24 protein-coding genes are annotated in these 24,815 nt (G+C 46.3%); 21 read left to right on the forward strand and 3 right to left on the reverse strand.

Annotated features, from left to right (window positions below; all coding sequences use genetic code 11):
* Positions 1-93 precede the first annotated feature (93 nt).
* The 5 genes from rpmH to B5D26_RS06155 all read left to right on the forward strand — a co-directional run bounded on the left by rpmH (position 94) and on the right by B5D26_RS06155 (position 4,820).
* On the forward strand, positions 94-228 hold the full coding sequence (gene rpmH / locus B5D26_RS06135; RefSeq protein WP_078744851.1) for a 50S ribosomal protein L34: 135 nt from the start codon (positions 94-96) through the stop codon (positions 226-228).
* A 21-nt stretch (positions 229-249) separates the two neighbouring features.
* Positions 250-648 (forward strand): ribonuclease P protein component, encoded by a 399-nt coding sequence (gene rnpA / locus B5D26_RS06140; RefSeq protein ID WP_078744852.1) that lies wholly within the window; start codon positions 250-252, stop codon positions 646-648.
* A gap of 121 nt (positions 649-769) precedes the next feature.
* Entirely contained in the window at positions 770-2,434 is a 1,665-nt protein-coding gene (gene yidC / locus B5D26_RS06145; RefSeq protein WP_078744853.1) for a membrane protein insertase YidC, read from the forward strand.
* Positions 2,435-2,546: 112 nt separating this feature from the next.
* The gene (gene mnmE, locus B5D26_RS06150; protein ID WP_078744854.1) at positions 2,547-3,926 is read left to right on the forward strand and encodes a tRNA uridine-5-carboxymethylaminomethyl(34) synthesis GTPase MnmE; all 1,380 of its coding nucleotides are present in this window, start codon (positions 2,547-2,549) and stop codon (positions 3,924-3,926) included.
* Positions 3,927-3,956: 30 nt separating this feature from the next.
* Positions 3,957-4,820, forward strand: a complete 864-nt coding sequence (locus B5D26_RS06155; RefSeq protein ID WP_139776619.1) for a DMT family transporter — start codon at positions 3,957-3,959, stop codon at positions 4,818-4,820.
* 31 nt (positions 4,821-4,851) lie between these two features.
* Here B5D26_RS06155 and B5D26_RS06160 read toward each other — a convergent pair whose 3' ends face one another.
* Positions 4,852-5,307, reverse strand: coding sequence for a PaaI family thioesterase (locus B5D26_RS06160; RefSeq protein WP_078744856.1), 456 nt, complete (start codon positions 5,305-5,307; stop codon positions 4,852-4,854).
* Positions 5,308-5,403: 96 nt separating this feature from the next.
* Positions 5,404-6,603: a methyltransferase gene (locus tag B5D26_RS06165; RefSeq protein WP_078744857.1), complete on the reverse strand. Its 1,200-nt coding sequence runs from the start codon at positions 6,601-6,603 to the stop codon at positions 5,404-5,406.
* Between the two features lie 396 nt (positions 6,604-6,999).
* Between B5D26_RS06165 and B5D26_RS06170 the strand changes: the two genes are divergently transcribed.
* From B5D26_RS06170 to glmS, 16 genes are all read left to right on the forward strand, one after another.
* Positions 7,000-8,838: a DEAD/DEAH box helicase gene (locus B5D26_RS06170; RefSeq protein ID WP_078744858.1), complete on the forward strand. Its 1,839-nt coding sequence runs from the start codon at positions 7,000-7,002 to the stop codon at positions 8,836-8,838.
* A gap of 587 nt (positions 8,839-9,425) precedes the next feature.
* On the forward strand, positions 9,426-11,312 hold the full coding sequence (gene mnmG / locus B5D26_RS06175; RefSeq protein WP_078744859.1) for a tRNA uridine-5-carboxymethylaminomethyl(34) synthesis enzyme MnmG: 1,887 nt from the start codon (positions 9,426-9,428) through the stop codon (positions 11,310-11,312).
* Positions 11,313-11,323: 11 nt separating this feature from the next.
* Positions 11,324-11,953, forward strand: a complete 630-nt coding sequence (rsmG, locus tag B5D26_RS06180; protein ID WP_078744860.1) for a 16S rRNA (guanine(527)-N(7))-methyltransferase RsmG — start codon at positions 11,324-11,326, stop codon at positions 11,951-11,953.
* Between the two features lie 10 nt (positions 11,954-11,963).
* Positions 11,964-12,743 carry a ParA family protein gene (locus B5D26_RS06185; protein WP_078744861.1) on the forward strand — a complete coding sequence of 260 codons (780 nt, stop codon included), beginning with the start codon at positions 11,964-11,966 and terminating at the stop codon, positions 12,741-12,743.
* Between the two features lie 115 nt (positions 12,744-12,858).
* Positions 12,859-13,830 (forward strand): ParB/RepB/Spo0J family partition protein, encoded by a 972-nt coding sequence (locus B5D26_RS06190; RefSeq protein ID WP_078744862.1) that lies wholly within the window; start codon positions 12,859-12,861, stop codon positions 13,828-13,830.
* A 198-nt stretch (positions 13,831-14,028) separates the two neighbouring features.
* A complete protein-coding gene (locus tag B5D26_RS06195) occupies positions 14,029-14,412 on the forward strand; it encodes a F0F1 ATP synthase subunit I (protein ID WP_078744863.1) in 384 nt (127 codons plus the stop codon).
* Positions 14,413-14,452: 40 nt separating this feature from the next.
* Positions 14,453-15,274, forward strand: coding sequence for a F0F1 ATP synthase subunit A (atpB, locus tag B5D26_RS06200; protein WP_078744864.1), 822 nt, complete (start codon positions 14,453-14,455; stop codon positions 15,272-15,274).
* Positions 15,275-15,352: 78 nt separating this feature from the next.
* Complete coding sequence (gene atpE / locus B5D26_RS06205) at positions 15,353-15,610, forward strand: F0F1 ATP synthase subunit C (RefSeq protein ID WP_028299499.1); 258 nt, start codon at positions 15,353-15,355, stop codon at positions 15,608-15,610.
* A 60-nt stretch (positions 15,611-15,670) separates the two neighbouring features.
* On the forward strand, positions 15,671-16,141 hold the full coding sequence (locus tag B5D26_RS06210; protein WP_078744865.1) for a F0F1 ATP synthase subunit B: 471 nt from the start codon (positions 15,671-15,673) through the stop codon (positions 16,139-16,141).
* A gap of 12 nt (positions 16,142-16,153) precedes the next feature.
* Positions 16,154-16,690 (forward strand): F0F1 ATP synthase subunit delta, encoded by a 537-nt coding sequence (locus B5D26_RS06215; protein WP_078744866.1) that lies wholly within the window; start codon positions 16,154-16,156, stop codon positions 16,688-16,690.
* Positions 16,691-16,706: 16 nt separating this feature from the next.
* On the forward strand, positions 16,707-18,251 hold the full coding sequence (gene atpA, locus B5D26_RS06220) for a F0F1 ATP synthase subunit alpha (RefSeq protein WP_078744867.1): 1,545 nt from the start codon (positions 16,707-16,709) through the stop codon (positions 18,249-18,251).
* 69 nt (positions 18,252-18,320) lie between these two features.
* Positions 18,321-19,178: a F0F1 ATP synthase subunit gamma gene (gene atpG, locus B5D26_RS06225; protein ID WP_078744868.1), complete on the forward strand. Its 858-nt coding sequence runs from the start codon at positions 18,321-18,323 to the stop codon at positions 19,176-19,178.
* A gap of 51 nt (positions 19,179-19,229) precedes the next feature.
* Positions 19,230-20,606 carry a F0F1 ATP synthase subunit beta gene (gene atpD / locus B5D26_RS06230; RefSeq protein ID WP_078744900.1) on the forward strand — a complete coding sequence of 459 codons (1,377 nt, stop codon included), beginning with the start codon at positions 19,230-19,232 and terminating at the stop codon, positions 20,604-20,606.
* Positions 20,607-20,640: 34 nt separating this feature from the next.
* Entirely contained in the window at positions 20,641-21,066 is a 426-nt protein-coding gene (locus tag B5D26_RS06235; RefSeq protein WP_078744869.1) for a F0F1 ATP synthase subunit epsilon, read from the forward strand.
* 77 nt (positions 21,067-21,143) lie between these two features.
* Complete coding sequence (gene glmU / locus B5D26_RS06240; RefSeq protein ID WP_078744870.1) at positions 21,144-22,490, forward strand: bifunctional UDP-N-acetylglucosamine diphosphorylase/glucosamine-1-phosphate N-acetyltransferase GlmU; 1,347 nt, start codon at positions 21,144-21,146, stop codon at positions 22,488-22,490.
* A gap of 23 nt (positions 22,491-22,513) precedes the next feature.
* Complete coding sequence (glmS, locus tag B5D26_RS06245; protein ID WP_078744871.1) at positions 22,514-24,337, forward strand: glutamine--fructose-6-phosphate transaminase (isomerizing); 1,824 nt, start codon at positions 22,514-22,516, stop codon at positions 24,335-24,337.
* A gap of 167 nt (positions 24,338-24,504) precedes the next feature.
* Here the strand turns inward: glmS and B5D26_RS06250 are convergent, their stop codons facing one another.
* Positions 24,505-24,708: a PA3496 family putative envelope integrity protein gene (locus B5D26_RS06250; RefSeq protein ID WP_078744872.1), complete on the reverse strand. Its 204-nt coding sequence runs from the start codon at positions 24,706-24,708 to the stop codon at positions 24,505-24,507.
* Positions 24,709-24,815: the final 107 nt, after the last annotated feature.

The following is a 24,815-nucleotide window of genomic DNA, read 5'->3' on the forward strand; positions in this document are numbered from 1 at the left end:
TCTTGCAATTTATTCTCTAGAATTCCGCCCCTGATCTAAGACTAGGCGCACTTTCTGCGCCATTTCGTAAGTGAAAGTGTGGGATAAACAGTCATGAAAAGAACTTTTCAACCTAGCGTTCTAAAACGCAAACGTAATCACGGTTTCCGTGCTCGTATGGCAACAAAGAACGGTCGTAAGCTAATTGCACGTCGTCGTGCACGTGGTCGCGCTCGTCTTTCTGCTTAATAACTGGCTAGCTTAGGCTTAATGACCAGTTACGGGTTTCCTCGGCAGGTACGTTTGTTATCTGCTGGGGATTACCGATCCGTTTTTGACGACGCCCAGATCAAAGTACATGGTCGTTGTTTTCTGATTCTTGCTAGACCCAATGCCCTCCCTCATGCTCGTATCGGTTTAGTACTCGCGAAGAAAAATCTTCGTCGTGCGGTTGATCGTAATCGTATTCGTCGCCTAACCCGTGAAGCTTTCAGATTAAATCAGCATCAATTACCTGCACTTGATATCGTCTTGCTGACCAAAAAAGGTTTAGCAGAGGTCAGTTCAGAAGATTATGTTGAGCAACTGACTTACGCCTGGAAGCGTTTAGAGAAGCTAAGTCGCAAGTTTCAGACCAGTCATTCTGCTGAAAGCCAGACCAAAGACTAAGTAATAAAGACAAATCAACCGCTTATTTGGCAATATTTGCCAAGGTACGGGTTGCCACTTTGCTTATCCGCCCTCAAAATAGCATCTCTTTTTTTAACACGAATCCGGTAAGAGCATACCCATGGACGTGAAACGTTTAATTCTGATCGTCTCGCTGGCTTTAGTGTCTTATCTGATGGTGGTTCAATGGAATCAGGACTATGGTCCACAGGCAAATGCACCTGTGGCACAAAATGTTCTGCCTTCATCAGCACCTTCAGCCAATGGCACAGTATCCAGCGATGACATCCCAAAAAATGCAGTCGCCACTGAAGCAACCGAAAACACAGTAGTCAGCAAAAGTCTGATTGAAGTGCGTACAGATGTTTTAGATCTGCGTATTGATCCTAAAGGCGGTGATGTTGTTTATGCCGCACTGCCAGAACATAAATACCATGCTGATGTAGCTGATGTGCCTTTTGTTCTTCTGGAGCAAAATGCGAATCGAGTGTATGTGGCGCAAAGTGGTTTAGCAGGTACTAACGGCCCTGATGCCTCTAAACAAGGTCGTCCAGTTTATAGTGCTGATAAAACACTGTTTGAACTGGCGCAAGGACAAGATGAATTAAATGTTGATCTTGTTTTTGTACAAGACAGCGGTGCAGAGATTACTAAGCGTTTTACTTTCCAACGCGGCCAATATGCGGTGAAGGTCAGCTACCTGATCAACAACAAAGGCAGCGAGGTATGGAAAGGTTATCTTTTTGCTCAGCTCAAACGTGATAACACCCCTGATCCATCACAAAGTGAAGGTATGGGTATGCAGTCTTATCTGGGGGCTGCATTCTCTTCAACAGAAGAGAACTATGAAAAAATCACCTTTGATAATATTCAGGAAAAGCAGTACCGCCGTGAAACGATTGGTGGTTGGGCTGCTATTATCCAACACTACTTTGTCAGTGCTTGGGTACCTGAACAAGATAGCAAACAAGTGTTCAGTACCCGTGCTAACGCCCAACACCAAAATATTGTGGGCTTTACCAGCGGTGAAACCCTTGTACAGCCGGGTGAACAAGCAACAGTTTCAGCCAAGCTTTTTGTGGGGCCTAAATATAAAGATCAACTGGAAGCGACTGCACCACACCTTGAGTTAACTGTTGACTTCGGTTGGCTGTGGTTTATCGCACAACCTTTGTTCCTGCTGTTGGATCTGATTCATGGCTTTGTGGGCAACTGGGGTTGGTCGATTATCTTCTTGACCGTATTGGTGAAAGCCTCTTTCTTCCACCTGTCAGCTTCTTCTTATCGCTCAATGGCCAATATGCGCCGTGTGGGCCCAGAGCTACAACGCATGAAAGAGCGTTATGGTGATGATCGTCAGAAGATGTCTCAGGCGATGATGGAGCTGTACAAGAAAGAGAAGATCAACCCGATTGGTGGCTGTTTACCTATTCTGATCCAGATGCCCGTGTTTATCGCACTGTACTGGATGTTGATGGAAAGTGTTGAACTGCGCCATGCGCCATTTATGTTGTGGATCACTGACTTGTCAATGAAGGATCCTTACTTCGTGCTACCAATCATCATGGGCGCGTCGATGTTTGTTCAGCAACTGTTGAACCCAACACCGCCGGACCCAATGCAGGCTAAGCTGATGAAAGCACTGCCGCTGGTGTTCACGGTATTCTTCTTATGGTTCCCGTCTGGTCTGGTGATCTACTGGATTGTGAACAACGTGTTGTCGATTGCACAGCAGTACGTGATCACTAAAAACATTGAGAAAAATGCTGGGCCGATCAAGTCCTAACGGATCATTGGCCTAACAAAAAGCCCCTGCGGGGGCTTTTTGCGTTTTAACAGAAGCGACTATTATTTATTCAACTCACTCAGACCTTTTTCAGCCTAAGCAGGAGCCGACCATGACCAGTACTGATCTCGACACCATTGCAGCACAAGCCACCCCGACAGGTCGTGGCGGTGTCGGTATTGTGCGAGTGTCAGGCACAAAAGCCGCTGAAGTGGCTCGACAGATATTAGGCCATCTCCCTAAAGCTCGTTATGCCCACTATGGCCCTTTCTACGATGAAGAACAGAATGGCAGTAAGCCGGTTTTGGATGAGGGGATTGCGCTCTATTTTCCTGGCCCGAACTCCTTTACGGGTGAAGATGTTTTAGAGCTGCAAGGTCACGGTGGCCCAGTCATTATTGATCTATTACTGAAGCGGGTTTTAGCCTGCGGTGTGCGTATGGCGCGTCCAGGCGAGTTTTCAGAGCGCGCATTTCTGAACGATAAACTCGATTTGGCACAGGCTGAGGCCATTGCTGATCTGATCGACAGCGTGTCAGAACAAGCCGCGCGTAATGCTGTGCGCTCTTTGCAGGGCGAGTTTTCTAAACAAGTGCATCAACTGGTGGATCAACTTACCCACTTGCGCATCTATGTTGAGGCTGCAATCGATTTCCCAGAGGAGGAGATCGACTTTCTGGCCGATGGCAAAGTGCTGAATGACTTGGAACAGATTCAGCAACAGCTGAGTGCAGTGAGACAAAACGCCAGCCAAGGTGCCCTGATGCAAGAAGGGATGACCGTAGTGATTGCAGGTCGTCCTAACGCGGGTAAGTCGAGCTTATTGAACGCCCTTTCAGGTCGAGATAGCGCCATCGTCACCGATATAGCTGGTACAACCCGTGATGTGTTGCGTGAACATATCCACATCGACGGGATGCCACTGCATATTATTGATACCGCAGGTCTACGGGAAACCCCTGATCAGGTGGAACAGATCGGTGTACAGCGGGCATGGGATGAAATAAACAAAGCAGACCGTGTATTGCTCATGGTCGACAGCACCACAACCGAGGCCACAGATCCTCATCTCATTTGGCCTGACTTTGTTGATCGTTTGCCGCCTTCTGCGCGGATCAGCGTGATTCGTAATAAAATCGACCAAAGCCAAGAGCAAGCAGGTATTGATTTATCCACATCCACTCCCGTGGTTCGGCTTTGTGCGAAATCTGGGCTGGGTGTGGATAACCTAAAACAGCACCTTAAACAGGTGATGGGTTATACCGGAGGCACCGAAGGGGGCTTCAGTGCCCGCCGCCGACATATTGATGCCTTAGACCAAGCGGAAGAGTACCTCAACAACGGCCATTACCAACTGATGACAATGGGGGCGGGTGAGCTATTAGCAGAAGATCTGCGCATGGCACAAACTGCATTAGGCGAGATTACCGGACAGATCAGTGCTGATGATCTGCTAGGCAAGATTTTTGGCTCGTTCTGTATCGGTAAATGATGCCATCATTGGGATGTGGATAACATAAATATGAGATTTAGCGCACCAGTCACTGCGGCATTTTGGATGATAGGGGCACTGCTGTCGTTTATGGCAATGGCGGTGTCTGGTCGAGAGCTTTCAGCAGACTACACCACTTTCCAAATTCTATTTTTTCGCAGTGTTATCGGTGTGGTGCTGATCGGTATTTTGGTGGCACACAGTGGCGTTCATCTACTGAAAACCCAGCATCTCACACGGCATTGGTTGCGCAACATTGCTCACTTTGGCGGGCAGTATGGCTGGTTTTATGGTTTGGCTTATCTCTCCTTGGCTGAGGTGATTGCCATTGAGTTTACTACCCCGATCTGGACCGCTTTGTTTGCATTTTTTCTTTTAGGTGAAAAACTATCCACAGCTCGAATCACCGCTTTGGTTTTGGGCGTAATTGGCCTGTTACTGATCTTAAGACCTTCAACGGAGGCGCTTAACCCTGCGGCCTTGGCGGTATTAGCTGGTGCGCTTGGCTATGCCTTTTCTTATATTCAGACCAAATCCCTATCAGGCACTGATGCACCATTGACCATTTTATTTTATATGACGTTGATGCAGTTACCTTTTGGTTTAGTTCCAAGTTTGATGGACTGGAAAAGCCCCTCATGGGCGATGATGCCGTGGATACTCTTGGTAGGAATCACCGCCATGAGTGCACATTATTGTATGACCCGTGCGTTTAAACTGGCAGACGCCACCGTTGTCGTACCAATGGATTTTATGCGTTTGCCGTTGATTATGGTGGTGGGTTATCTGCTCTACCAAGAGTCGGTGGACATTTGGCTTTTGGCGGGCGCATTGCTGATGCTTGTGGGTAACTTAATCAATGTGCGTGCTGAGCAGAAAAAATTAAACAGTTGAGGCATTTTTCACCGCCTCAACTGCGAGGGAATCAAACCACTGCTAGAGTAACCGTTGCTTTTGCTACTAACGACCACTCGGTTTCTGGACTCTCTTCCTGTGGTAAGGCAAATAGCATCGATTCCGCAATAATCAGGGTGTTACCCGGTTTTAATACAGCGGATTGGCAGATTAAGCGCCGTCCTGAAGCGGGGCGTAGTAGGTTAATTTTAAACTCTGCGGTGAGCACTCTTTTACCTTCGGCAATCAAGGTTACGCCAGCGGCGCCTGCGGTATGATCACAAAGAGTCGCTTGTACACCCGCATGCACAAAACCGTCTTGTTGTTGGTGATCCTCCCGAATATCTAAACTGCTGTAGCACAATCCCGGGCTAATCTGTTGAGCTTTTAGGCCTAGCTGCTGAATAAAAGGCGCACTGGTGAGTACACGCTGTACTTCGACAACGTAGTCAGGGTTCTTCGGTTGAAAATTGCCAAAGGGTTGCATAGGTTTCCATCTCTTATTGTTGTTTTGCTTTTGATACTAAACCGCTTTGGTGTGTTAAACAGCCGAGTTGTGTGAATGGTCAGTTCTGTTCAATTTTTACCTTCGGGCTTTGATCAATATATTACGTGGGCTAAGTTGTTTATCACAAAAGGTTGAGAGTTCCACGTGAAACCCAGCTTCTTCCAGTACTAAAGCTCGATCTAACACCAGCCAAAGTTCTAGAGGGCGTCTGAATATATGTTGTACTAGCTCCATTCTACGCACTTGTTTTACTCGAATAGCACCCGCTTGTAATGCTTGTTCAAGCTTTGCTTTATCCACAACCTGATTAATCTTACGATTATGAAGAGCCCAAGTAGTAAACTCGCTAAAGTCTCCAGTTAGTAGTTTTTTGGGCAGCGTCGGCAACGGCATATACTGATTACTTTGAAGTAAAATCCTTTGTAGTTCGTCAAACGCCATGCGCCAGTGCAGCTCAGTATCTCTTAATTTGCTGATTCTATTGCCGCCTGTGACGGTTTCTTGCAAAGGGAGCTTTAAATCCTGTTTGCTGAGTTGAAGGGCAGAGTGTTGGGCTGCTTTTGATAAGGCTTGATAGGGTTCGTCTTGAGTGAGGTGATAACAGCATGGGCTAATTAGCAAACTTTCTATGTTGCTATGCACACTGTGTTGAATCAGAGTGTTATGCAGATCGCCGCAGGCATGCAGCGCCACCGCGCATTGATTGTGTTGCAGTAAATGCGCCGCATCATCCGAAAATGCATCTCCATGTATCAAACGTTGCGGCAGTTGCCAGTGATCGGCTTGTTGTTGGCCTTGCTCGCAAAGCTGCGCTTGCCATTCAAGGCTTTGTACTTTGCCCTTACCTTGAAAAGCCAATAATCGGCCAAGATGGCCTTTACCTGCACACCACTCTAATAGGGTATCTGTTTTGGGCACTTGTTGGGCAAACTGCTGAATTTGCTGCCATTTACGACCAGGAATACCTTGGGATAAACGCTTCTCTTCAGAATTTTCTGTTTGAGCTAGCAGAGGTTGAACGGTTAACTCAGTCAGTGAAACTAGATTTGGCGCATCTGGCAGCCAAGGGCTTAACCACTCTGCTAGTTGAGTAATGGGCTGTTGATAAAATGCTTGTAAGGCATCATCACCGAGCGCCAGCAGAGCCTCTGTTAACTCAGGGTGCTGAATCTTCCAGCCGATGTGGCGGTGATGAAAAGGTTGGAGCTGCCAATAGTGTTGATATTGCCAAAGTAGATCATCGATTTGTTGGAAGCGATCTAAAAGTACAGACATGGATGAGACATCACAATGAAGGGCTAAAACTGAATTATATCCACCTAGGTGCCACAAATAAGCTAATCTTTGAGAGGCGGTAGGATGTTACAACTAGAATCTAGGCAATTTAGCGTTTATTTACGAAACAAAATTGGATTTTATTGTCATTTACAGGCACAATGCTTGCCCCTCAGGGTAGAAGACAACTGCTTTTTCCGATTCTGTTCATGAATCTGCTCGGTGAAGAGCCCTTACGCACAGTGCGTCCCTGCCACACGGGATTAGGCTATAACAGCCTGAATGGAACCCTATATTTTGTATTGAAAGCCGTTCTTTATGGTTTCGGTAAGCAATGGATGAGATGTCTAGGGTTCCGTCATTTGAATATACTCCAACGACTCAGGTAACCCTTGAATGTCATCAGAAGAAATCGTACCTAGCTTTGAAGAGTTAGGTCTTCCTGCATCACTTGTTAAAAGTGTGAAGGACCTTGGCTATGAATCTCCATCTCCTATTCAAGCAGCCAGTATTCCGGTACTGCTAAATGGCGATAGTTTATTAGGCCAAGCACAAACAGGTACTGGTAAAACAGCTGCTTTTGCGCTGCCGCTATTGGCACGTATTGATATCAAACAGAAAAGCCCTCAAGTTTTGGTGTTAACACCAACGCGTGAACTGGCAATCCAAGTGGCTGAAGCTTTCCAAAGCTATGCCCGTGATATACCAGGCTTCCACGTACTGCCTATTTATGGCGGTCACAGCATGACACTTCAGTTAAAACAACTGAGCCGTGGACCACAAGTGATTGTGGGTACTCCGGGTCGTGTGATGGATCACTTGCGTCGTGAATCTCTCAATACCGCCACCATCAAAGCGATCGTTTTAGACGAAGCGGACGAAATGCTGAAGATGGGCTTTATTGATGATGTGGATTGGATTTTAGAAAAAGTCCCACATCCTCGTCAGGTTGCATTGTTCTCTGCGACGATGCCGGATGAGATCCGTAAAGTGGCGCGTCGTCACCTGCAAGGTGCACAAGAGATTCGCATTGCGGCTAAAACTTCAACCGTTGATACCATCAGCCAGCGTTACTGGATGGTGAGTGGCGTTCATAAAATGGACGCGCTGACTCGTATCATGGAAACCGAGCCTTTTGATGCGGCGATTATTTTCGTACGTACCAAAACAGCAACGGTTGAGTTGGCTGAGAAGTTAGAAGCGCGTGGTTACAGTGCTTCTGCTTTAAATGGCGACATGAACCAAGCCCTACGTGAGCGTACCGTTAATCAGCTTAAAAATCGTAAGCTGGATATCGTGATTGCAACAGACGTTGCGGCGCGTGGTTTAGATGTTGAGCGTATTACTCACGTAATTAACTACGACATTCCATACGATACAGAAGCTTATGTACACCGTATTGGCCGTACTGGCCGTGCAGGTCGTACAGGTGAAGCGATTCTGTTCGTGACACCACGTGAGCGTGGCCTGTTACGTGCCATTGAGCGCGCAACCCGTCAAGAAATTACCCGTATGGATCTGCCTACCCGTGAAATGGTAGCAGAGCAGCGAGTTAAACAGTTTAAAGAAAGTGTAGTTGAGATGATTGGCAGCGTTGGCGCTGACATGGATTTCTTCCGCAACATGGTACAAGAGTTAGCCAAAGAAAATGAGCTAAGCCTTGAAGATGTTGCTGCTGCACTGGCTTGGAAGGTTCAGAAGAAACGTCCATTGATTCTGCCGCCTGAAGAGATTGCCCCACGTCGTGAGCGCGATGACCGTCGTGATGACCGTTCAGACCGTGGTGGTGAGCGCGGGGGCGAACGTCGTCCTCGTCGTGAGCGCCCAACAGATGTGAACTTCGTTCGCTATCGTATCGAAGTAGGCCGTAATGAAGGCCTACAACCGGGTGATATCGTTGGCGCTATCGCAAACGAAGCCGGTATTGAAAGTAAGTATATCGGTAACATTCGTTTATACGACCAATTCAGTACGGTTGAACTGCCAGAAGGTATGCCTGCAGATGTGATGAATCATCTGCAAAAAACCCGTGTACGTCAGGTGCCGATGAATATCAGCATTGACAATGGTCCTGAGCAACCACGTGAGCAACGCCCACGCGGTGGAGACCGTCCTCGTGGTGACAAGCCGCGCGGTGATCGTCCAAGAGGCGACCGCCCTCGTGGTGATAGGCCTCGTGGAGACCGTCCTCGCTCTGATAAGCCTCGTGGAGAGCGTCCGCCTAAAGCGGATTAATCCCAGCAGGCTTTAAAAAAAACACCTCGCTGTTTTTTACAGCGAGGTTTTTTTACGCCTATCATTTCTATACTTCCTCTCTTGCTATGAATCTTCCTGCCTCTCCTAGTGCACCTGATTTACTCTCTTATCTTCAGGTTTTTTCTTTGAAAATGCGTCATGACTATTTTTGACCCGAAATTTTCACTTAATTTAAGAAAAATTTTCAATAAAATCAGTTGGTATAACAGCCGTATAATCTTAGCTAAAGGCTATGCATAACTTGGGCTTTATTTGCACTGTGTATAAGTCATGCCTTTATGCACAGCCTTTACCCTGCTTCTCCTAAGTTTTGTTACGGGTAGTTCAATGGGTTAGCCACAACTTGAAAGGTGTCTATAATCATGCTTTGAAGCAGTTATCCACACTTTTTATCCACACCATTAATAACAACAATATTTATCTTTAATAAAGATTATTAATTTAATTGTTATTGTTAGCCCTGTGTAAAAAATCTTCATGTTGGCAAGAAGTCTGCTACTTCTCATTTCAGACACTAGGTATATACTTGTGTCCTTTTTGCATGAACGGTTTGAAAGAGGTGTACTGTGGATTATCCAACCCGCTTTGATGTCATTGTGATTGGTGGAGGACACGCGGGAACGGAAGCTGCGCTAGCATCAGCCAGAATGGGCTGTCCGACGCTGTTACTGACTCATAACATTGAGACCCTAGGTCAAATGTCTTGTAACCCTGCCATTGGCGGTATTGGCAAAAGTCATCTGGTGAAAGAAATTGACGCCCTAGGTGGCGCAATGGCGCTGGCGACAGACAAAGGCGGTATCCAATTCCGTACACTGAATGGCCGAAAAGGCCCAGCGGTTCGTGCGACTCGCGCACAAGCAGATCGTATTTTGTACAAAGCCGCTATTCGACATATTCTGGAAAACCAAGACAATCTGACGATTTTCCAACAAGCGGCTGATGATCTCATTATGGAAGGCGATACCGTTGCGGGTGTGGTTACGCAATCTGGTATCCGTTTTCACAGCAAAACGGTTGTCTTAACCGCAGGCACATTCTTAGGCGGTGTGATCCACATCGGCTTGCAGCAACACTCCGGTGGCCGAGCAGGTGACCCTCCCTCAATCGCCTTGGCCAATCGGTTACGTGAGATGCCATTTCGTGTCGGTCGTTTAAAAACGGGCACACCACCACGTATTGATGCCAAAACGGTTGATTTTTCAGTGATGGAAGCGCAGCCGGGTGATACGCCCACACCTGTAATGTCGTTTATGGGCAAACTGGAAGATCATCCACGTCAGATCAATTGCTACATCACTCATACCAATGAGCGCACTCACGATATTATCCGTGCAGGGCTTGATCGCTCGCCAATGTATACCGGTGTGATTGAGGGCATTGGCCCACGTTATTGCCCATCCATTGAGGATAAAATCCATCGTTTTGCGGATAAAGACTCCCATCAGGTCTTTATTGAGCCTGAAGGCTTAACCACGCACGAACTCTATCCAAATGGTGTTTCAACCAGTTTGCCTTTTGATGTGCAGCTGAATTTGATCCGCTCTATTCGGGGTATGGAAAATGCTCATATTCTGCGTCCGGGTTATGCCATTGAATACGATTACTTTAATCCACAGGATCTGAAACACACGCTGGAAACTAAATTTGTCCACAACCTGTTTTTTGCAGGCCAAATTAATGGCACAACAGGTTATGAAGAAGCGGGTGCACAGGGCTTGTTAGCAGGTTTGAATGCGGGCTTACGTGCACAAGGCAAAGAGGGTTGGTATCCACGTCGCGATGAAGCCTATATCGGCGTATTGGTCGATGACCTCATCACACTAGGTACAAGTGAACCTTATCGAATGTTCACTAGTCGTGCGGAATACCGTTTGATTCTGCGTGAGGATAACGCTGATTTACGTTTGACGGAAAAAGGACGCGAGTTGGGTCTGATTGATGATCTACGTTGGGCGGCATTCTCTCGTAAGAAAGAGCAAATTGAAGCGGAAACCGCACGTTTGGCTAGCACTTGGATTCAGGCTGGCTCAGCTCAAGCACAACAGGTTGTGGATAAAACAGGTCATGTGATCTCTCGTGAGTACAGCTTGATGGATCTGTTGAAGCGTCCTGAGTTGGAATATCAAGATGTAGCCTCACTGAAAGGTGAAGCAGTATCTGATCCACAAGTTGCAGAACAAGTGCAAATTCAGGTGAAATACGCAGGGTATATCACCCGTCAGCAGGAAGAGATCGACAAACTGCGTCGCCATGAAAACACTAAGCTACCGGACGATTTAGATTATGCGCACATTGATGGCATGTCGAATGAGATCCGACAAAAGCTCAGTCAGGCGCGTCCTGAAACCTTGGCGGCAGCCGGGCGTATTCCAGGGGTCACACCCGCAGCAGTTTCGTTACTGCTGATTCATATTAAAAAACGTGCAATGGCCAAAGCTGCCGAAGTATAAGGAATCAACTGATGTTAGAGCGGCAGCTTGCCCAAGGCATTGAACAAATGGGTTTATCCGTTACTGTAGCGCAACAGGCACTACTGATGGATTATCTACGACTGATGGAAAAGTGGAATAAAGCGATTAATCTTACCGCAGTGCGCGATCCGGCAGAGATGGTAACAAAACACCTCTTAGACAGCCTAAGTATTCTGCCTTATGTGCAAGCTGAACGCTGTATTGATGTTGGCTCAGGTGGTGGCTTGCCGGGTATTCCCCTTGCAATTGTACGTCCAGACTTAGCTGTGACATTACTTGACAGTAATGGCAAGAAAAGCCGTTTTCAGTTTCAGGCGGCGACAGCGTTAAAGCTGAACAATATCACAGTTGTGAATAAGCGTGTTGAACAGTTCCTGCCCGAACAGTTATTTGATCAGATCATCAGCCGAGCTTTTAGCTCGATTGAAGATATGGTGCATTGGACAGAACATTTAGGTACTAAAGATGCACAGTGGTTAGCCATGAAAGGGGTTTATCCTGAGGCTGAACTGACTGCACTACCTGCTAGCCTAACTTGTTCAGCTGTGCATCACCTTGCTGTACCAGGCTCTGATGGTGAGCGTCATTTGGTGGTATTAGAACGAGCGGTGGCTCATTAAGGATTTTGTCATGGCCAAAATATTAGCAGTAACCAATCAGAAAGGGGGGGTGGGTAAAACCACAACCTGCGTAAACTTGGCGGCATCCCTTGTTGCCACTAAGCGTCGAGTGCTGTTAATTGATTTAGATCCACAAGGCAATGCCACAATGGGTAGCGGTGTGGATAAGAATAGCTGTGAATACTCTGTTTGTGATTTATTGCTAGGAGAGGCAGAGTTTCAGCAGGTCTGTGTTACAACAGACCCTGCAGGTTATGATCTACTGCCTGCTAATGCAGATCTCACCACTGCCGAAGTGCAGTTACTACAGCACCCTAACGGCAAGTTCAGTTTAAAGACCACGCTGTCACAATTATCAGAGCAATATGAGTACATATTGATTGACTGCCCACCTTCACTCAATATGCTGACGGTCAATGCATTGACTGCTGCGCAAGGGGTTGTGATACCGGTACAGTGTGAATACTATGCGCTAGAGGGGCTATCATCACTGATACAAACCATCGAGCAGATTAAAGAAACAGTGAACCCAACGCTTAAGATCGAAGGGTTAATTCGTACCATGTACGATCCACGCAATAGTTTAACTCGCGATGTCTCTCAGCAGTTACTCAGCCACTTTGGCGATAAAGTATACAACACTGTGATTCCACGTAATGTTCGCTTAGCTGAAGCGCCTAGCCATGGCTTACCTGTACTTATTTATGATGAAAAGTCTAAAGGTAGTCTTGCTTATTTGGCTTTAGCAGGGGAAATGATTCGTAAAACAGCGACTTCCGAAGCAGTGTAATCAGTCTTTAGGCTGATTTTATCCAATAGCGAAATCATGAATACTCAGCAAACTCCAAGCTTTGCTGAGGCTGTCTTTAAATTGACAATCCAATAGCAAAATTTTGGGAGCACCCATGTCGGTAAAGAAACGGGGTTTAGGACGCGGATTAGATGCGTTATTAGGTACAAGTAAAACTACAGAGCTGAATGCTGGCGCAGTGGTACCTATCGCATTAGAGAAGGCTTCTTCAATCCCAAATAATGCTGACAATTTAAGTCTTGATAATACACAAGACACGAGCGCTCAAAATGCAAAGCCTAAAGATGGCGAGATGAAATATCTGCCTGTTGAGTTTCTACGTCGTGGTCGTTATCAGCCTAGGCGAGATATGGACCCAGAGGCATTAGAAGATTTAGCTAGCTCAATTCGTGTTCAAGGCATCATGCAACCGATAGTGGTACGGATGATTGAGCAAGACCAATTTGAGATCATTGCAGGTGAGCGGCGTTGGCGTGCAGCTCAGTTAGCAGAGCTAGAGCAAGTACCCGTAATTATTCGTGAAGTTGCTGATGACGCAGCTATTGCTATGGCGTTAATTGAAAATATTCAGCGGGAAAATTTAAACCCGGTTGAAGAGGCTTTTGCGCTTCAGCGCTTACAGCAAGAGTTTGAGCTAACCCAGCAACAAGTAGCTGATGCTGTTGGTAAATCACGTTCAACGGTGACTAATCTGTTGCGGCTGTTGGCGCTGCCAGATGATGTACGCAGAATGTTAGAGTATGGCGATATTGAGATGGGGCATGCAAGGGCTCTACTGGCTTTAGACAGTGAAGCTCAGAGCGAGGCTGCACGGCAAGTAGCTGCAAGAGGCATGTCTGTACGCCAAACAGAAGCTTTTGTGAAAAAAGTTCAGCAACCTTCTGCAGAAAAAGCAGAAAAGAGCGAACTAAAATACAATCCTGATATCGAACACCTGCAAAAAAAATTAGGTGCTTGTTTAGGGGCTTCGGTTGAAATACGTCATCATCCGAAAGGCAAGGGTAAATTGATTATCAGTTATACCAATCTAGACGAGTTAGATGGGATTTTATCTCACATTCGTTGAATCTAATTTTATCTGGGCGCAGAACATATTGTATTTCAACACTTATCTATTGGTCTTATATCAATGTTTGAGTGAGTAATTCAGTTGAATGGGGCAGGCATTGCCCCTATAATCCTGCGGTCACATTTTGTCTGGTATGGCGATTAGATTTTAATTGATCAAATTGCTAATCTGGATCAACGCAGTTCAGGAGCGAAGATGGGCGCCAAAAGCGCACAGTTAAAACGACCCAAAGTTATTCGAGTTGTGGGATTACAGGTCATCGTCGCTATTGTGGTTTCAGTGTTGTGCTGGGGCTTTCTGGACAGCGTTGCAGCCTACTCTGCGCTATTGGGCGGGTTGGTTTGTGCAATGCCGAATTTATATTTCGCCTGGAAAGCGTTTAGCTACCAAGGTGCTCAGGCCGCAAGAGAGATCGTGCGGTCTTTTTATAAAGCGGAAGCCGTGAAGTTTGGTTTAACGGCCGTATTATTTGCCTTAGTGTTTGCATTAGTACGCCCCTTAAACCCAATTTCTTTCTTTTTAACTTATGCAGTGGTTCAAGCGATGCACTGGTTGGCACCGATGGTGTTGAAACGCTAGTGCAAAGTAGCAAGCCACAATGGAAAATTCGAGGAAGACTATGGCAGGCGCTAATCCAACACCTTCCGAGTACATACAACACCACCTTCAAAACTTAACTTTTGGTATGCATCCTGAAAACGGCTTGGGCTTTGCTCATGGCGCTAAGGAAGCGGCTGAAATGGGTTTCTGGGCGATTCATGTAGATACTCTAGGTTGGTCGATCTTTTTAGGTTTAATTTTCATCACGTTATTCCGTTCGGCAGCTAAGAAAGCTACCACGGGCGTACCGGGTGGACTGCAAAACTTTGTTGAAATTCTGGTTGAATTCGTTGATCAGAGTGTAAAGGATACTTTCCACGGTCGTAGTAGTCTGATTGCGCCTTTGGCGTTGACGATTTTCGTGTGGATATTCCTAATGAACCTGATGGATTTGGTTCCGGTTGATTTCTTACCTGCGCTATTTATGGCATTAGGCGTTGATTATATGAAGGTTGTACCTACAACTGACGTAAACGCAACGCTGGGTATGTCGCTATCGGTCTTCTGCCTAATCATCTTCTATAGCATTAAGGTGAAAGGCGTAGGCGGATTCGTTGGTGAGCTGACTTTACAGCCTTTCGGTAAGTGGATGATGCCTTTCAACTTCCTGCTGGAAGGTGTAGGTCTGATTGCAAAACCGATTTCTCTTGCACTGCGTCTATTCGGTAACTTATACGCAGGTGAGCTGATCTTCATCCTGATCGCAATTATGCCGTTCTGGGTTCAGTGGGCGCTTTCTGTGCCTTGGGCTATCTTCCACATTCTGGTAATCGTTCTGCAAGCATTCATCTTCATGATGTTGACAATTGTTTACCTGAGTATGGCGTGCGAAGATCACTAAGATTTTGCTTTAACTTTAAAACCTTAAACTGAAATTTAATTTCTTAAACTTCAACTTGAGAAAAACTGGGAGAAAAAAATGGAACAAGTACTGGGTTTAACCGCCGTTGCTGTTGCTCTGCTAATCGGTCTAGGTGCTCTAGGTACCGCGATTGGTTTTGGTCTGCTAGGTGGTAAATTCCTGGAGGGCGCTGCTCGTCAACCAGAAATGGTTCCAATGCTGCAGGTTAAAATGTTCATCGTTGCAGGTCTTCTTGACGCCGTAACAATGATCGGCGTTGGTATCGCACTGTTCTTCACCTTTGCGAATCCATTCGTAGCTCAACTTGCTGGTTAATCATTAAGCTGGTTTTTTTAACCCTTAATAGATCAACACTGGAAAGCAAGGGGTGATGGCGTGAATCTGAACTTAACACTGGTAGGACAAGCCATCTCGTTTGCGATCTTTGTCTGGTTCTGCATGAAGTATGTTTGGCCTCCGGTAACGGAAGCAATGCATGCTCGCCAGAAAAAGATTGCGGATGGTTTGGACGCTGCAAGTCGTGCAACACGTGACCTTGAATTAGCTCGTGAAAAAGCGGGTCAACAGTTACGTGAAGGCAAAGAACAAGCAGCTCTAATTATTGAGCAAGCTAACAAGCGTGCTAACCAAATCGTTGAAGAAGCGAAAGAGAACGCACGTTCTGAAGGCGCGCGCTTACTTGCTGCTGCTCAGGCAGAAGTCGAGCAAGAAGTTAACCGTGCTAAAGAAGAACTTCGTGCACAAGTTGCTAGCTTAGCGCTAGCGGGTGCAGAACGTGTTCTTGGCGCATCAATTGATGAAAAAGCACACGCTGAGCTTGTAGAGAAACTCGCGGCTGAGCTTTAAGCGAGGTGACCTATGGCTGAACTAAGCACCGTTGCCAGACCTTATGCAAAAGCTGCGTTTGAGTATGCTTTTAGCCAAGGTCAATTGGCCGAATGGTCTAACATGCTGAGTCTTGCGGCAACTGCCGTATCAGACAAAGCCGTTCAGAATGTACTGAGTAATCCAGGTATTTCTCAACAGCAAAAAGCAGAGGTGGTTTTAGACATCTGTGCTGCTGTGATGAATGAAAATGGTAAGAACTTTGTCCAGACGCTGAGCGAAGTTGGCCGTTTGTCTTTGTTCCCTCAAATTGCAGCGCAATTTGAAGTTTTAAAAGCGGAACAAGAAAAGACGGTTGAGGTGGAAATTTTCTCCGCCTATGAGCTGACGAATGAACAGCAGACCAAGTTGGCACAAGCTCTGCAAAAACGTCTGAATCGTGAAATTAAAATCCAGACTCAGGTCGACAAAAGCCTGATTGGCGGTGTTTTGATCCATGCTGGTGACACCGTAATTGACGGTTCAGTGCGTGGAAAGCTTGCAAAACTGGCCGAGGCAATGAATTCCTGAGTTTGAGGGACATGGCATGCAGCAACTGAATCCATCTGAGATCAGCGAAATTATCAAGAAGCGCATCACTAGTACTGATGTTTCTTCTGAAGCCCGCACACAGGGCACAATTGTAAGCGTATCTGACGGTATCGTGACGATTCATGGTCTGGCTGACGTGATGTACGGGGAAATGATTGAATTCCCAGGTAACATCTACGGTATGGCGATGAACCTTGAGCGTGATGCTGTTGGTGCTGTAGTGCTAGGTGACTACCTACCACTACAGGAAGGCATGACTGCTAAATGTACAGGTCGCATTCTGGAAGTTCCAGTGGGTCCTGAACTGAAAGGTCGTGTTGTAGACGCATTAGGTAACCCAATCGACGGTAAAGGCCCAATCGACGCGAAAGAAACTGACGCGGTTGAGAAGGTTGCTCCGGGCGTACTGTGGCGTAAATCGGTAGATCAACCAGTACAGACTGGTTATAAAGCGATTGATGCGATGGTACCAGTAGGTCGTGGTCAGCGTGAGCTGATTATCGGTGACCGTCAGATCGGTAAAACCGCAATTGCAATTGACGCAATTATTAACCAGAAAAACACAGGTATTACTTGTGTTTATGTGGCGATTGGTCAGAAGCAATCAACGATTGCTAACGTAGTACGTAAGCTAGAAGAGCATGGCGCAATGAACCACACTATCGTGGTTAACGCAGGTGCATCTGATCCTGCATCTATGCAGTTCTTGGCGCCGTACTCCGGTTGTACAATGGGTGAATACTTCCGTGACCGCGGTGAAGACGCTCTAATCATCTATGATGATTTGACTAAACAAGCATGGGCATATCGTCAGATTTCCCTGTTGTTGCGTCGTCCACCAGGACGTGAAGCATACCCAGGTGACGTGTTCTATTTACACTCACGTTTGCTAGAACGTGCCTCTCGCGTAAGCGAAGAGTACGTTGAGAAGTTTACCGAAGGTAAAGTGACAGGTAAGACTGGTTCTCTAACCGCTCTACCTATCATTGAAACTCAGGGCGGCGACGTATCTGCATTCGTACCAACCAACGTAATTTCGATTACAGACGGTCAGATTTTCGTAGAAACAAGTGCATTCAACGCAGGTATCCGTCCTGCAATGAACGCTGGTATCTCGGTATCTCGTGTTGGTGGTGCTGCGCAGACTAAGATCATTAAGAAACTGGGTGGCGGTATTCGTCTAGCTCTTGCTCAATATCGTGAGCTGGCAGCATTCTCTCAGTTTGCTTCTGATCTTGACGAAGCAACTCGTAAGCAGCTTGAGCATGGTCAGCGCGTTACTGAGCTGATGAAGCAAAAGCAGTACTCTCCAATGTCTATCGCTGAGATGGGTATTGTTCTGTACGCTGCTAACGAAGGTTTCCTGGATGATGTTCCGGTAAACAAGATTGGTGACTTTGAAGCAGCGCTGCTGTCTTTCATGAACAGTGAAAAAGCAGAGCTGATGACCAAGATCAATCAGACAGGCAACTACAACGACGAAATCGAAGCTGGCTTTAAAGCAGGTATTGAGCAGTTCAAAGCTACTCAGACTTGGTAAGCCGTTTACCCGCAGCTTAGCTGCGGGTAGGCTCTGCCCAGAGTCGTTTTTTGAATAAGGCATGATGCTATGGCAGTCGGAAAAGAGATTAAAAACCAGATCGCGAGCATCGGTAACACGCGCAAGATTACTAGCGCGATGGAGATGGTTGCCGCGAGCAAGATGCGCCGTGCGCAAGATCGCATGGCCGCCAGCCAGCCTTATGCCAATCAGATTCGTAAAGTTGTAGGTCATATTGCCAATGCAACGCCTGAGTATCGTCATCATTATTTAGATGACCGCGATGTTAAACGTGTAGGTTACGTTGTTGTTGCGTCTGACCGTGGTTTGTGTGGTGGCTTGAACGTGAACATGTTCAAAGCATTACTGAAAAACATGGCAGAGTGGCGTGCTAAAGGTGCAGAGTTCAAGTTCTGCGCTATCGGCAGTAAAGCTGTAGGTTTCTTCCGTTCCAATGGTGGTCAGGTTCTGGCCTCAAAAACTGGTCTGGGGGATGCACCTGTAGCTAGCGATCTGATTGGTAGTGTCAAGGTGGTACTTGATGCGTATGACGCCGGTGAGTTGGATCGTGTTTATGTGGTGTATAACCAATTCGTAAATACGATGACCCAAAAACCCGTTGTACAGCAATTGCTGCCTTTACAGGCTGAAGATAAAACCGGCCCCGATCACTGGGACTACTTGTATGAGCCAGATGCAAAAGAGCTTCTGGACAAGTTACTGGTACGTTATGTGGAGTCACAAACTTACCAAGCAGTGGTCGAGAACAATGCTTGTGAGCAGTCCGCGCGTATGTTGGCGATGAAAAACGCCACCGATAACGCAGGTGATCTGATTAAGAGTCTACAGTTGATTTACAACAAGGCTCGTCAGGCTGCGATTACGCAGGAAATTTCTGAGATCGTGAGCGGTGCATCTGCGGTTTAATACGCAGGCACAAGCATGCAGGGTTCAATTGCAGGTTTAAGAGGAACCAAAATGAGTAGCGGACGTCTCGTTCAGATTATCGGTGCTGTAATCGACGTGGAATTCCCACGTGATTCAGTACCCAAAGTATACGACGCGCTGAGGGTGACCAACACCGAAATTACTCTGGAAGTTCAGCAACAGCTGGGTGACGGTGTGGTGCGTACCATCGCGATGGGCTCGACAGAGGGTCTGAAGCGTGGTCTTGAAGCAGTCAATACAAACTCTCCGATTTCTGTACCTGTAGGTACTGAAACTCTGGGTCGCATTATGGACGTTCTGGGTCGCCCAATCGACGAAAAAGGTCCGATTGGCGAGCAAGAGCGTATGCCTATCCACCGTTCTGCTCCAACTTATGCAGAGCAGTCAAACAGCACTGAGCTGCTAGAAACTGGTATTAAGGTTATTGACCTTGTTTGCCCGTTTGCTAAAGGTGGTAAAGTAGGTCTGTTCGGTGGTGCGGGTGTAGGTAAAACTGTAAACATGATGGAGCTGATCCGTAACATCGCGATCGAGCACTCAGGTTTCTCAGTATTTGCTGGTGTAGGTGAGCGTACTCGTGAGGGTAACGACTTCTACCACGAAATGTCAGAATCAAATGTACTGGACAAAGTATCTCTAGTATATGGTCAGATGAATGAGCCACCAGGTAACCGTCTACGTGTTGCTTTGACTGGTCTGACTATGGCTGAGAAGTTCCGTGACGAAGGTCGTGACGTACTGTTCTTCGTAGACAACATCTATCGTTATACACTGGCTGGTACTGAAGTATCAGCACTGCTAGGTCGTATGCCTTCTGCAGTAGGTTATCAGCCTACACTTGCGGAAGAGATGGGTGTACTACAAGAGCGTATTACGTCGACTAAAGTGGGCTCTATTACTTCTATCCAAGCGGTATACGTACCTGCGGATGACTTAACTGACCCATCTCCAGCGACTACGTTCTCGCACTTGGATGCAACCGTTGTATTGTCTCGTGATATCGCTTCTTTGGGTATTTACCCTGCGGTAGATCCTCTGGACTCAACTTCTCGTCAGTTGGATCCACTGGTGATCGGTCAAGAGCACTATGATGTTGCACGTGGTGTACAAGGTACTCTGCAGCGTTATAAAGAGCTGAAAGATATTATTGCGATTTTAGGTATGGACGAGCTGTCTGATGAAGATAAGCAAACTGTATCTCGTGCACGTAAAATTCAGCGTTTCTTGTCGCAGCCATTCTTCGTAGCTGAAATCTTTACTGGTTCTCCTGGTAAATACGTTTCACTGAAGGACACTATCCGTGGTTTCCAAGGCATTCTGAACGGTGAGTTTGATAACCTACCAGAGCAGGCCTTCTACATGGTAGGTGGTATCGACGAAGCTGTAGAAAAAGCTGGCAAGATGTAATCTAGCTTTTTCCGGAAGTAAATGAGGCAAAACCATGGCTATGACCGTCCACTGCGATATCGTAAGTGCCGAGGAGTCAATTTACTCCGGCCGTGTGGAGCTGGTTGTTGCCGCCGGTGTGCTGGGTGACTTGGGTATTGCCCCAGGTCACGCACCATTACTGTCGGAATTACAACCGGGCCCTGTCCGGATTATTAAGCAGAATGGCGAAGAAGAGATCTTCTTTGTGTCAGGCGGTTTTATCGAAGTTCAACCGAACTTGGTAACCTTGTTGGCTGATTCTGCTGTTCGTGCAAAAGAGATTGATGAAGCGCAAGCTGCGCAAGCAAAAGCTGAAGCTGAGCGTTTGTTGGTAAATCAATCCTCTGAGTTCGAGTACTCTAAAGCAGCAGCAGAGCTTGCTCAGGCTGCAGCTCGCTTACGCACAGTACAGCAACTGCGTCGTAAGTTAGGTGCATAACGCACCGCTGTAAAAAGGCGGCTTATTATTAAGCCGCCTTTTTTTTGTCTGAAATTTGGGAATAGGCAAGAAAATAGATGATTACAGATATTGTTATTTTAGCTGCTGGACAAGGCACCAGAATGCGTTCAGCTAAACCAAAGGTTTTACACCCAATCGCAGGTAAACCTATGGTGCAGCATGTTCTTGATCAAGTTCAGACAATTCCAAACACTCGAATCCATTTGGTTGTGGGTCATGGTGCCGAGCAGGTACAGTCCGCTTTGCAAGGTTATGATATCAATTATGTTTATCAGCATGAGCAACTTGGAACCGGTCATGCTGTTGCACAAGCACTGCCGTTTTTAACAGAAAATAGCCGAGTGTTAATTCTATACGGTGATGTGCCTTTAACGCCTGCTGCTTTGATGGCTACTCTTCTAGAGCCCGTAAGTGAACAAAGCATGTCGTTGTTGACTGTCACTCTGAATAATCCACAAGGTTACGGTCGCATTGTTCGCCAAAACGGTAACATTGCTGCAATTGTTGAACAAAAAGATGCTTCTACAGAGCAATTGGCTATTACAGAAGTGAATACAGGCATAATGGCAGTAAGCCAAGTCTTATTAGCCAAATGGTTGCCTCAATTATCCAGCAATAATGCCCAAGGTGAATATTATCTGACGGATATTATTGCAATGGCTGCAGCCGAAGGTGTTGTGATTCAGGGTTTTCAGCCTGAATATGAACAACAAGTACAGGGTGTGAATAACCGGGTTCAACAAGCTGAGCTAGAGCGTTGGTATCAATTACAACAAGCGCATGAGTTGATGTTAGCAGGTGTGACTTTAGCTGACCCTAATCGTGTTGATATCCGTGGGCAGGTTCAGATTGGTAGTGACTGTAATATTGATATTAATGTGATTTTTGAGGGCACAGTCGTGTTGGGAGACCGAGTAAGTGTCGGCCCTAACTGTGTCCTGAAGAATTGTACCATTGCGTCAGGTACGAGTATTGAAGCCAATAGCCTGATTGATCAGTCAATTATTGCAGAAAACTGTCAAATAGGTCCTTTTGCGCGCCTCAGACCGCAGACTGAGCTTTTAGCAGGGGCTAAAATTGGTAACTTTGTTGAGACCAAGAAAAGTACTATTGGTGTAGGTGCAAAAGTGAATCATCTCACCTATATTGGCGATGCTGATATTGGTGCAAAGGCAAATATTGGTGCAGGCACTATTACTTGTAATTATGATGGTGTTAATAAATTTAAGACCGTGATTGGTGCCGGTGCATTTATTGGCTCCAACAGCTCGTTAGTTGCCCCTGTGACGATTGGTGAAGGGGCAGTGATTGGTGCAGGTTCTACAATTTCAAAAAATGTTGATGCCAACGCTTTGGCGGTAGGGCGTGCGCGCCAAATCAGTAAAGCTGACTGGAAAAAATAACTCGATTTAGGAGAGTACAAACTATGTGTGGCATCGTCGGAGCAGTAGCTGCAAGGCCTGTGACCGCCATTCTATTGGAGGGCTTACGTCGTTTAGAGTATCGCGGATATGACTCTGCAGGTTTGGCTGTTTTTGATGGTGAGCAACTTCAGCGTTTACGTCGCATAGGCAAAGTGAATATTTTAGCTGAGGCAGAGCAGCAAGCGCCTCTTAAAGGTGTTATGGGAATTGCTCATACGCGTTGGGCTACACATGGTAAGCCTACAGAATACAACGCACACCCCCATATGTCTGGTGATAAATTAGCGGTAGTACATAATGGTATTATCGAGAACTTTGAGCCGTTAAAGGCTGCTTTGATAGCAGATGGTTTTGAGTTTACATCTGATACTGATACTGAAGTTATTGCTCACTTGATTGCGCAGGCTTTGCGCGTCAAGAATGACCTTCAAACTGCATTTCTAAGTACAGTCTCACAGCTAGAAGGTGCTTTTGCACTGGGCGTCGTACATACGGATTATCCGAATCAAATTTTGGCTTCTCGCAAGGGTAGTCCGTTGGTTTTAGGGGTCGGTATGGGAGAGAACTTTATCGCCTCTGACCAAATGGCTTTACTGCAAGTAACCGACCGTTTCATCTACTTAGAAGAGGGTGATTTTGCTCAAGTTACAGCAGATGTAATTACCATATGGGATAAAAATCTCGATAAGGTTGAGCGAGAAATTAAGGTTTTCGAGCATGGCCTTTCAGTTGCTGAAAAAGGTGAGTTTCGCCACTTTATGCTGAAAGAGATTTATGAACAGCCTGAGGTGGTTAAAGCAACCTTACAAGGTCGTATTTCGGCAACTAAGTTATTGGAACAGGCCTTTGGCAATGGCGCTAGTGCTATTTTTGATCAAACTAAGCAAGTGCAAATTATCGCCTGTGGTACTAGCTATCATGCGGGTATGATTGCTAAGTATTGGTTAGAAGATATCGCGGGTATTCCTTGTGCGGTAGAAGTCGCTAGTGAATATCGTTATCGCAAGCATGTAGTGCCTGAAAACACCCTATTCCTAACGATCTCCCAGTCCGGTGAGACCGCCGACACTTTGGCTGCACTGCGAGAGGTGCAAGATAAGGTCTTAGCCAGTTTAACAATTTGCAATGTACCAGGTAGTTCTCTGGTGCGGGAGTCAGACTTGTCGCTGATGACCAATGCAGGGCCAGAAATCGGTGTTGCTTCAACCAAGGCGTTTACAACACAGCTTGTCGCATTGCTTCTATTCACTTTAGCACTGGCACGTCGCTCTGGTTTATCTGAGGCTAGAGAGGCAGAAATTGTGGGTGCTTTGCATCAACTGCCAGAGTTACTGCTGGCAGCTGTCAAACTGGATGCAAGTATTGAAAGCTTGTCACGAGCTTTTGCGGAAAAGAACCACACACTATTTCTAGGCAGAGGTCCACTCTATCCTGTTGCAATGGAAGGTGCGTTAAAACTAAAAGAGATCTCTTATATTCACGCAGAAGCTTATCCTGCGGGTGAACTGAAGCACGGCCCGTTAGCGCTGGTTGATAAAGACATGCCAGTAGTTGCAGTAGCACCTAACAATGCATTGTTAGACAAGCTCAAAGCAAATCTACAGGAGGTGAAAGCCCGTGGCGGTGAGCTGTTTGTGTTTGCAGGTGCTGATCATATTAAACCTGAAGAAGGTTTAAGAGTAGAACAGATGCCGGATGTACCAGAGATTTTAGAACCAATTGTTTACACCGTACCGCTACAGCTATTGAGCTATCATGTTGCAGTGTTGAAAGGCACAGATGTTGATCAGCCAAGAAACTTAGCAAAATCAGTTACGGTTGAGTAGTTACTAAATGATAGAAGGCTGCTAGATAGCGGCCTTCTATGATGGCTGGCCTAAATTAATAATGTTACAAGATCTCTACTACAGCGCAAAAAGCGATGTAGCTAAAATATAGAAGAGTAGCTGTTTGAGAGCAGCCCTACCTGCTAGGTTGTGTGACCTAGGTGTTTTTAATTTTCAATATCAAAGTCGGAGTAGTCATCCAGCGACTTAATTAACTGCTTCTCTTCAAAGTGTTTCTCTATGCCTCGCCGAGCTTCCAAATGCTTTAGAGCCTCACTCTTTTTGCGCTCTTGGTGCTGCTCAACTTCAATATTCATGAAAATATCAAAGATCTGCTCTTTCACTTGTTCTGTGGATGGGTTGTTTTTCATGACAGCTTACCCCTCAGTGCTTGAGGTTTGGAATCAAATATAAAACCTACCAGAGTTTAATATAGCCTGTATGAAAATCATGTGACAAGGCTTAGCCGATAAACTCT

The sequence above is a fragment of the Oceanospirillum multiglobuliferum genome (assembly GCF_900167095.1).
GTDB classification, from domain to species: domain Bacteria; phylum Pseudomonadota; class Gammaproteobacteria; order Pseudomonadales; family Halomonadaceae; genus Oceanospirillum; species Oceanospirillum multiglobuliferum.

Coding starts and splice junctions, on each gene's coding strand:
- rpmH (WP_078744851.1), top strand. CDS start 94: ATGAAAAGAACTTTTCAACCTAGCGTTCTAAAACGCAAACGTAATCAC.
- rnpA (WP_078744852.1), top strand. CDS start 250: ATGACCAGTTACGGGTTTCCTCGGCAGGTACGTTTGTTATCTGCTGGG.
- yidC (WP_078744853.1), top strand. CDS start 770: ATGGACGTGAAACGTTTAATTCTGATCGTCTCGCTGGCTTTAGTGTCT.
- mnmE (WP_078744854.1), top strand. CDS start 2,547: ATGACCAGTACTGATCTCGACACCATTGCAGCACAAGCCACCCCGACA.
- B5D26_RS06155 (WP_139776619.1), top strand. CDS start 3,957: ATGAGATTTAGCGCACCAGTCACTGCGGCATTTTGGATGATAGGGGCA.
- B5D26_RS06160 (WP_078744856.1), bottom strand. CDS start 5,307: ATGCAACCCTTTGGCAATTTTCAACCGAAGAACCCTGACTACGTTGTC.
- B5D26_RS06165 (WP_078744857.1), bottom strand. CDS start 6,603: ATGTCTGTACTTTTAGATCGCTTCCAACAAATCGATGATCTACTTTGG.
- B5D26_RS06170 (WP_078744858.1), top strand. CDS start 7,000: ATGTCATCAGAAGAAATCGTACCTAGCTTTGAAGAGTTAGGTCTTCCT.
- rsmG (WP_078744860.1), top strand. CDS start 11,324: ATGTTAGAGCGGCAGCTTGCCCAAGGCATTGAACAAATGGGTTTATCC.
- B5D26_RS06185 (WP_078744861.1), top strand. CDS start 11,964: ATGGCCAAAATATTAGCAGTAACCAATCAGAAAGGGGGGGTGGGTAAA.
- B5D26_RS06190 (WP_078744862.1), top strand. CDS start 12,859: ATGTCGGTAAAGAAACGGGGTTTAGGACGCGGATTAGATGCGTTATTA.
- B5D26_RS06195 (WP_078744863.1), top strand. CDS start 14,029: ATGGGCGCCAAAAGCGCACAGTTAAAACGACCCAAAGTTATTCGAGTT.
- atpB (WP_078744864.1), top strand. CDS start 14,453: ATGGCAGGCGCTAATCCAACACCTTCCGAGTACATACAACACCACCTT.
- atpE (WP_028299499.1), top strand. CDS start 15,353: ATGGAACAAGTACTGGGTTTAACCGCCGTTGCTGTTGCTCTGCTAATC.
- B5D26_RS06215 (WP_078744866.1), top strand. CDS start 16,154: ATGGCTGAACTAAGCACCGTTGCCAGACCTTATGCAAAAGCTGCGTTT.
- atpA (WP_078744867.1), top strand. CDS start 16,707: ATGCAGCAACTGAATCCATCTGAGATCAGCGAAATTATCAAGAAGCGC.
- atpG (WP_078744868.1), top strand. CDS start 18,321: ATGGCAGTCGGAAAAGAGATTAAAAACCAGATCGCGAGCATCGGTAAC.
- atpD (WP_078744900.1), top strand. CDS start 19,230: ATGAGTAGCGGACGTCTCGTTCAGATTATCGGTGCTGTAATCGACGTG.
- B5D26_RS06235 (WP_078744869.1), top strand. CDS start 20,641: ATGGCTATGACCGTCCACTGCGATATCGTAAGTGCCGAGGAGTCAATT.
- glmU (WP_078744870.1), top strand. CDS start 21,144: ATGATTACAGATATTGTTATTTTAGCTGCTGGACAAGGCACCAGAATG.
- glmS (WP_078744871.1), top strand. CDS start 22,514: ATGTGTGGCATCGTCGGAGCAGTAGCTGCAAGGCCTGTGACCGCCATT.
- B5D26_RS06250 (WP_078744872.1), bottom strand. CDS start 24,708: ATGAAAAACAACCCATCCACAGAACAAGTGAAAGAGCAGATCTTTGAT.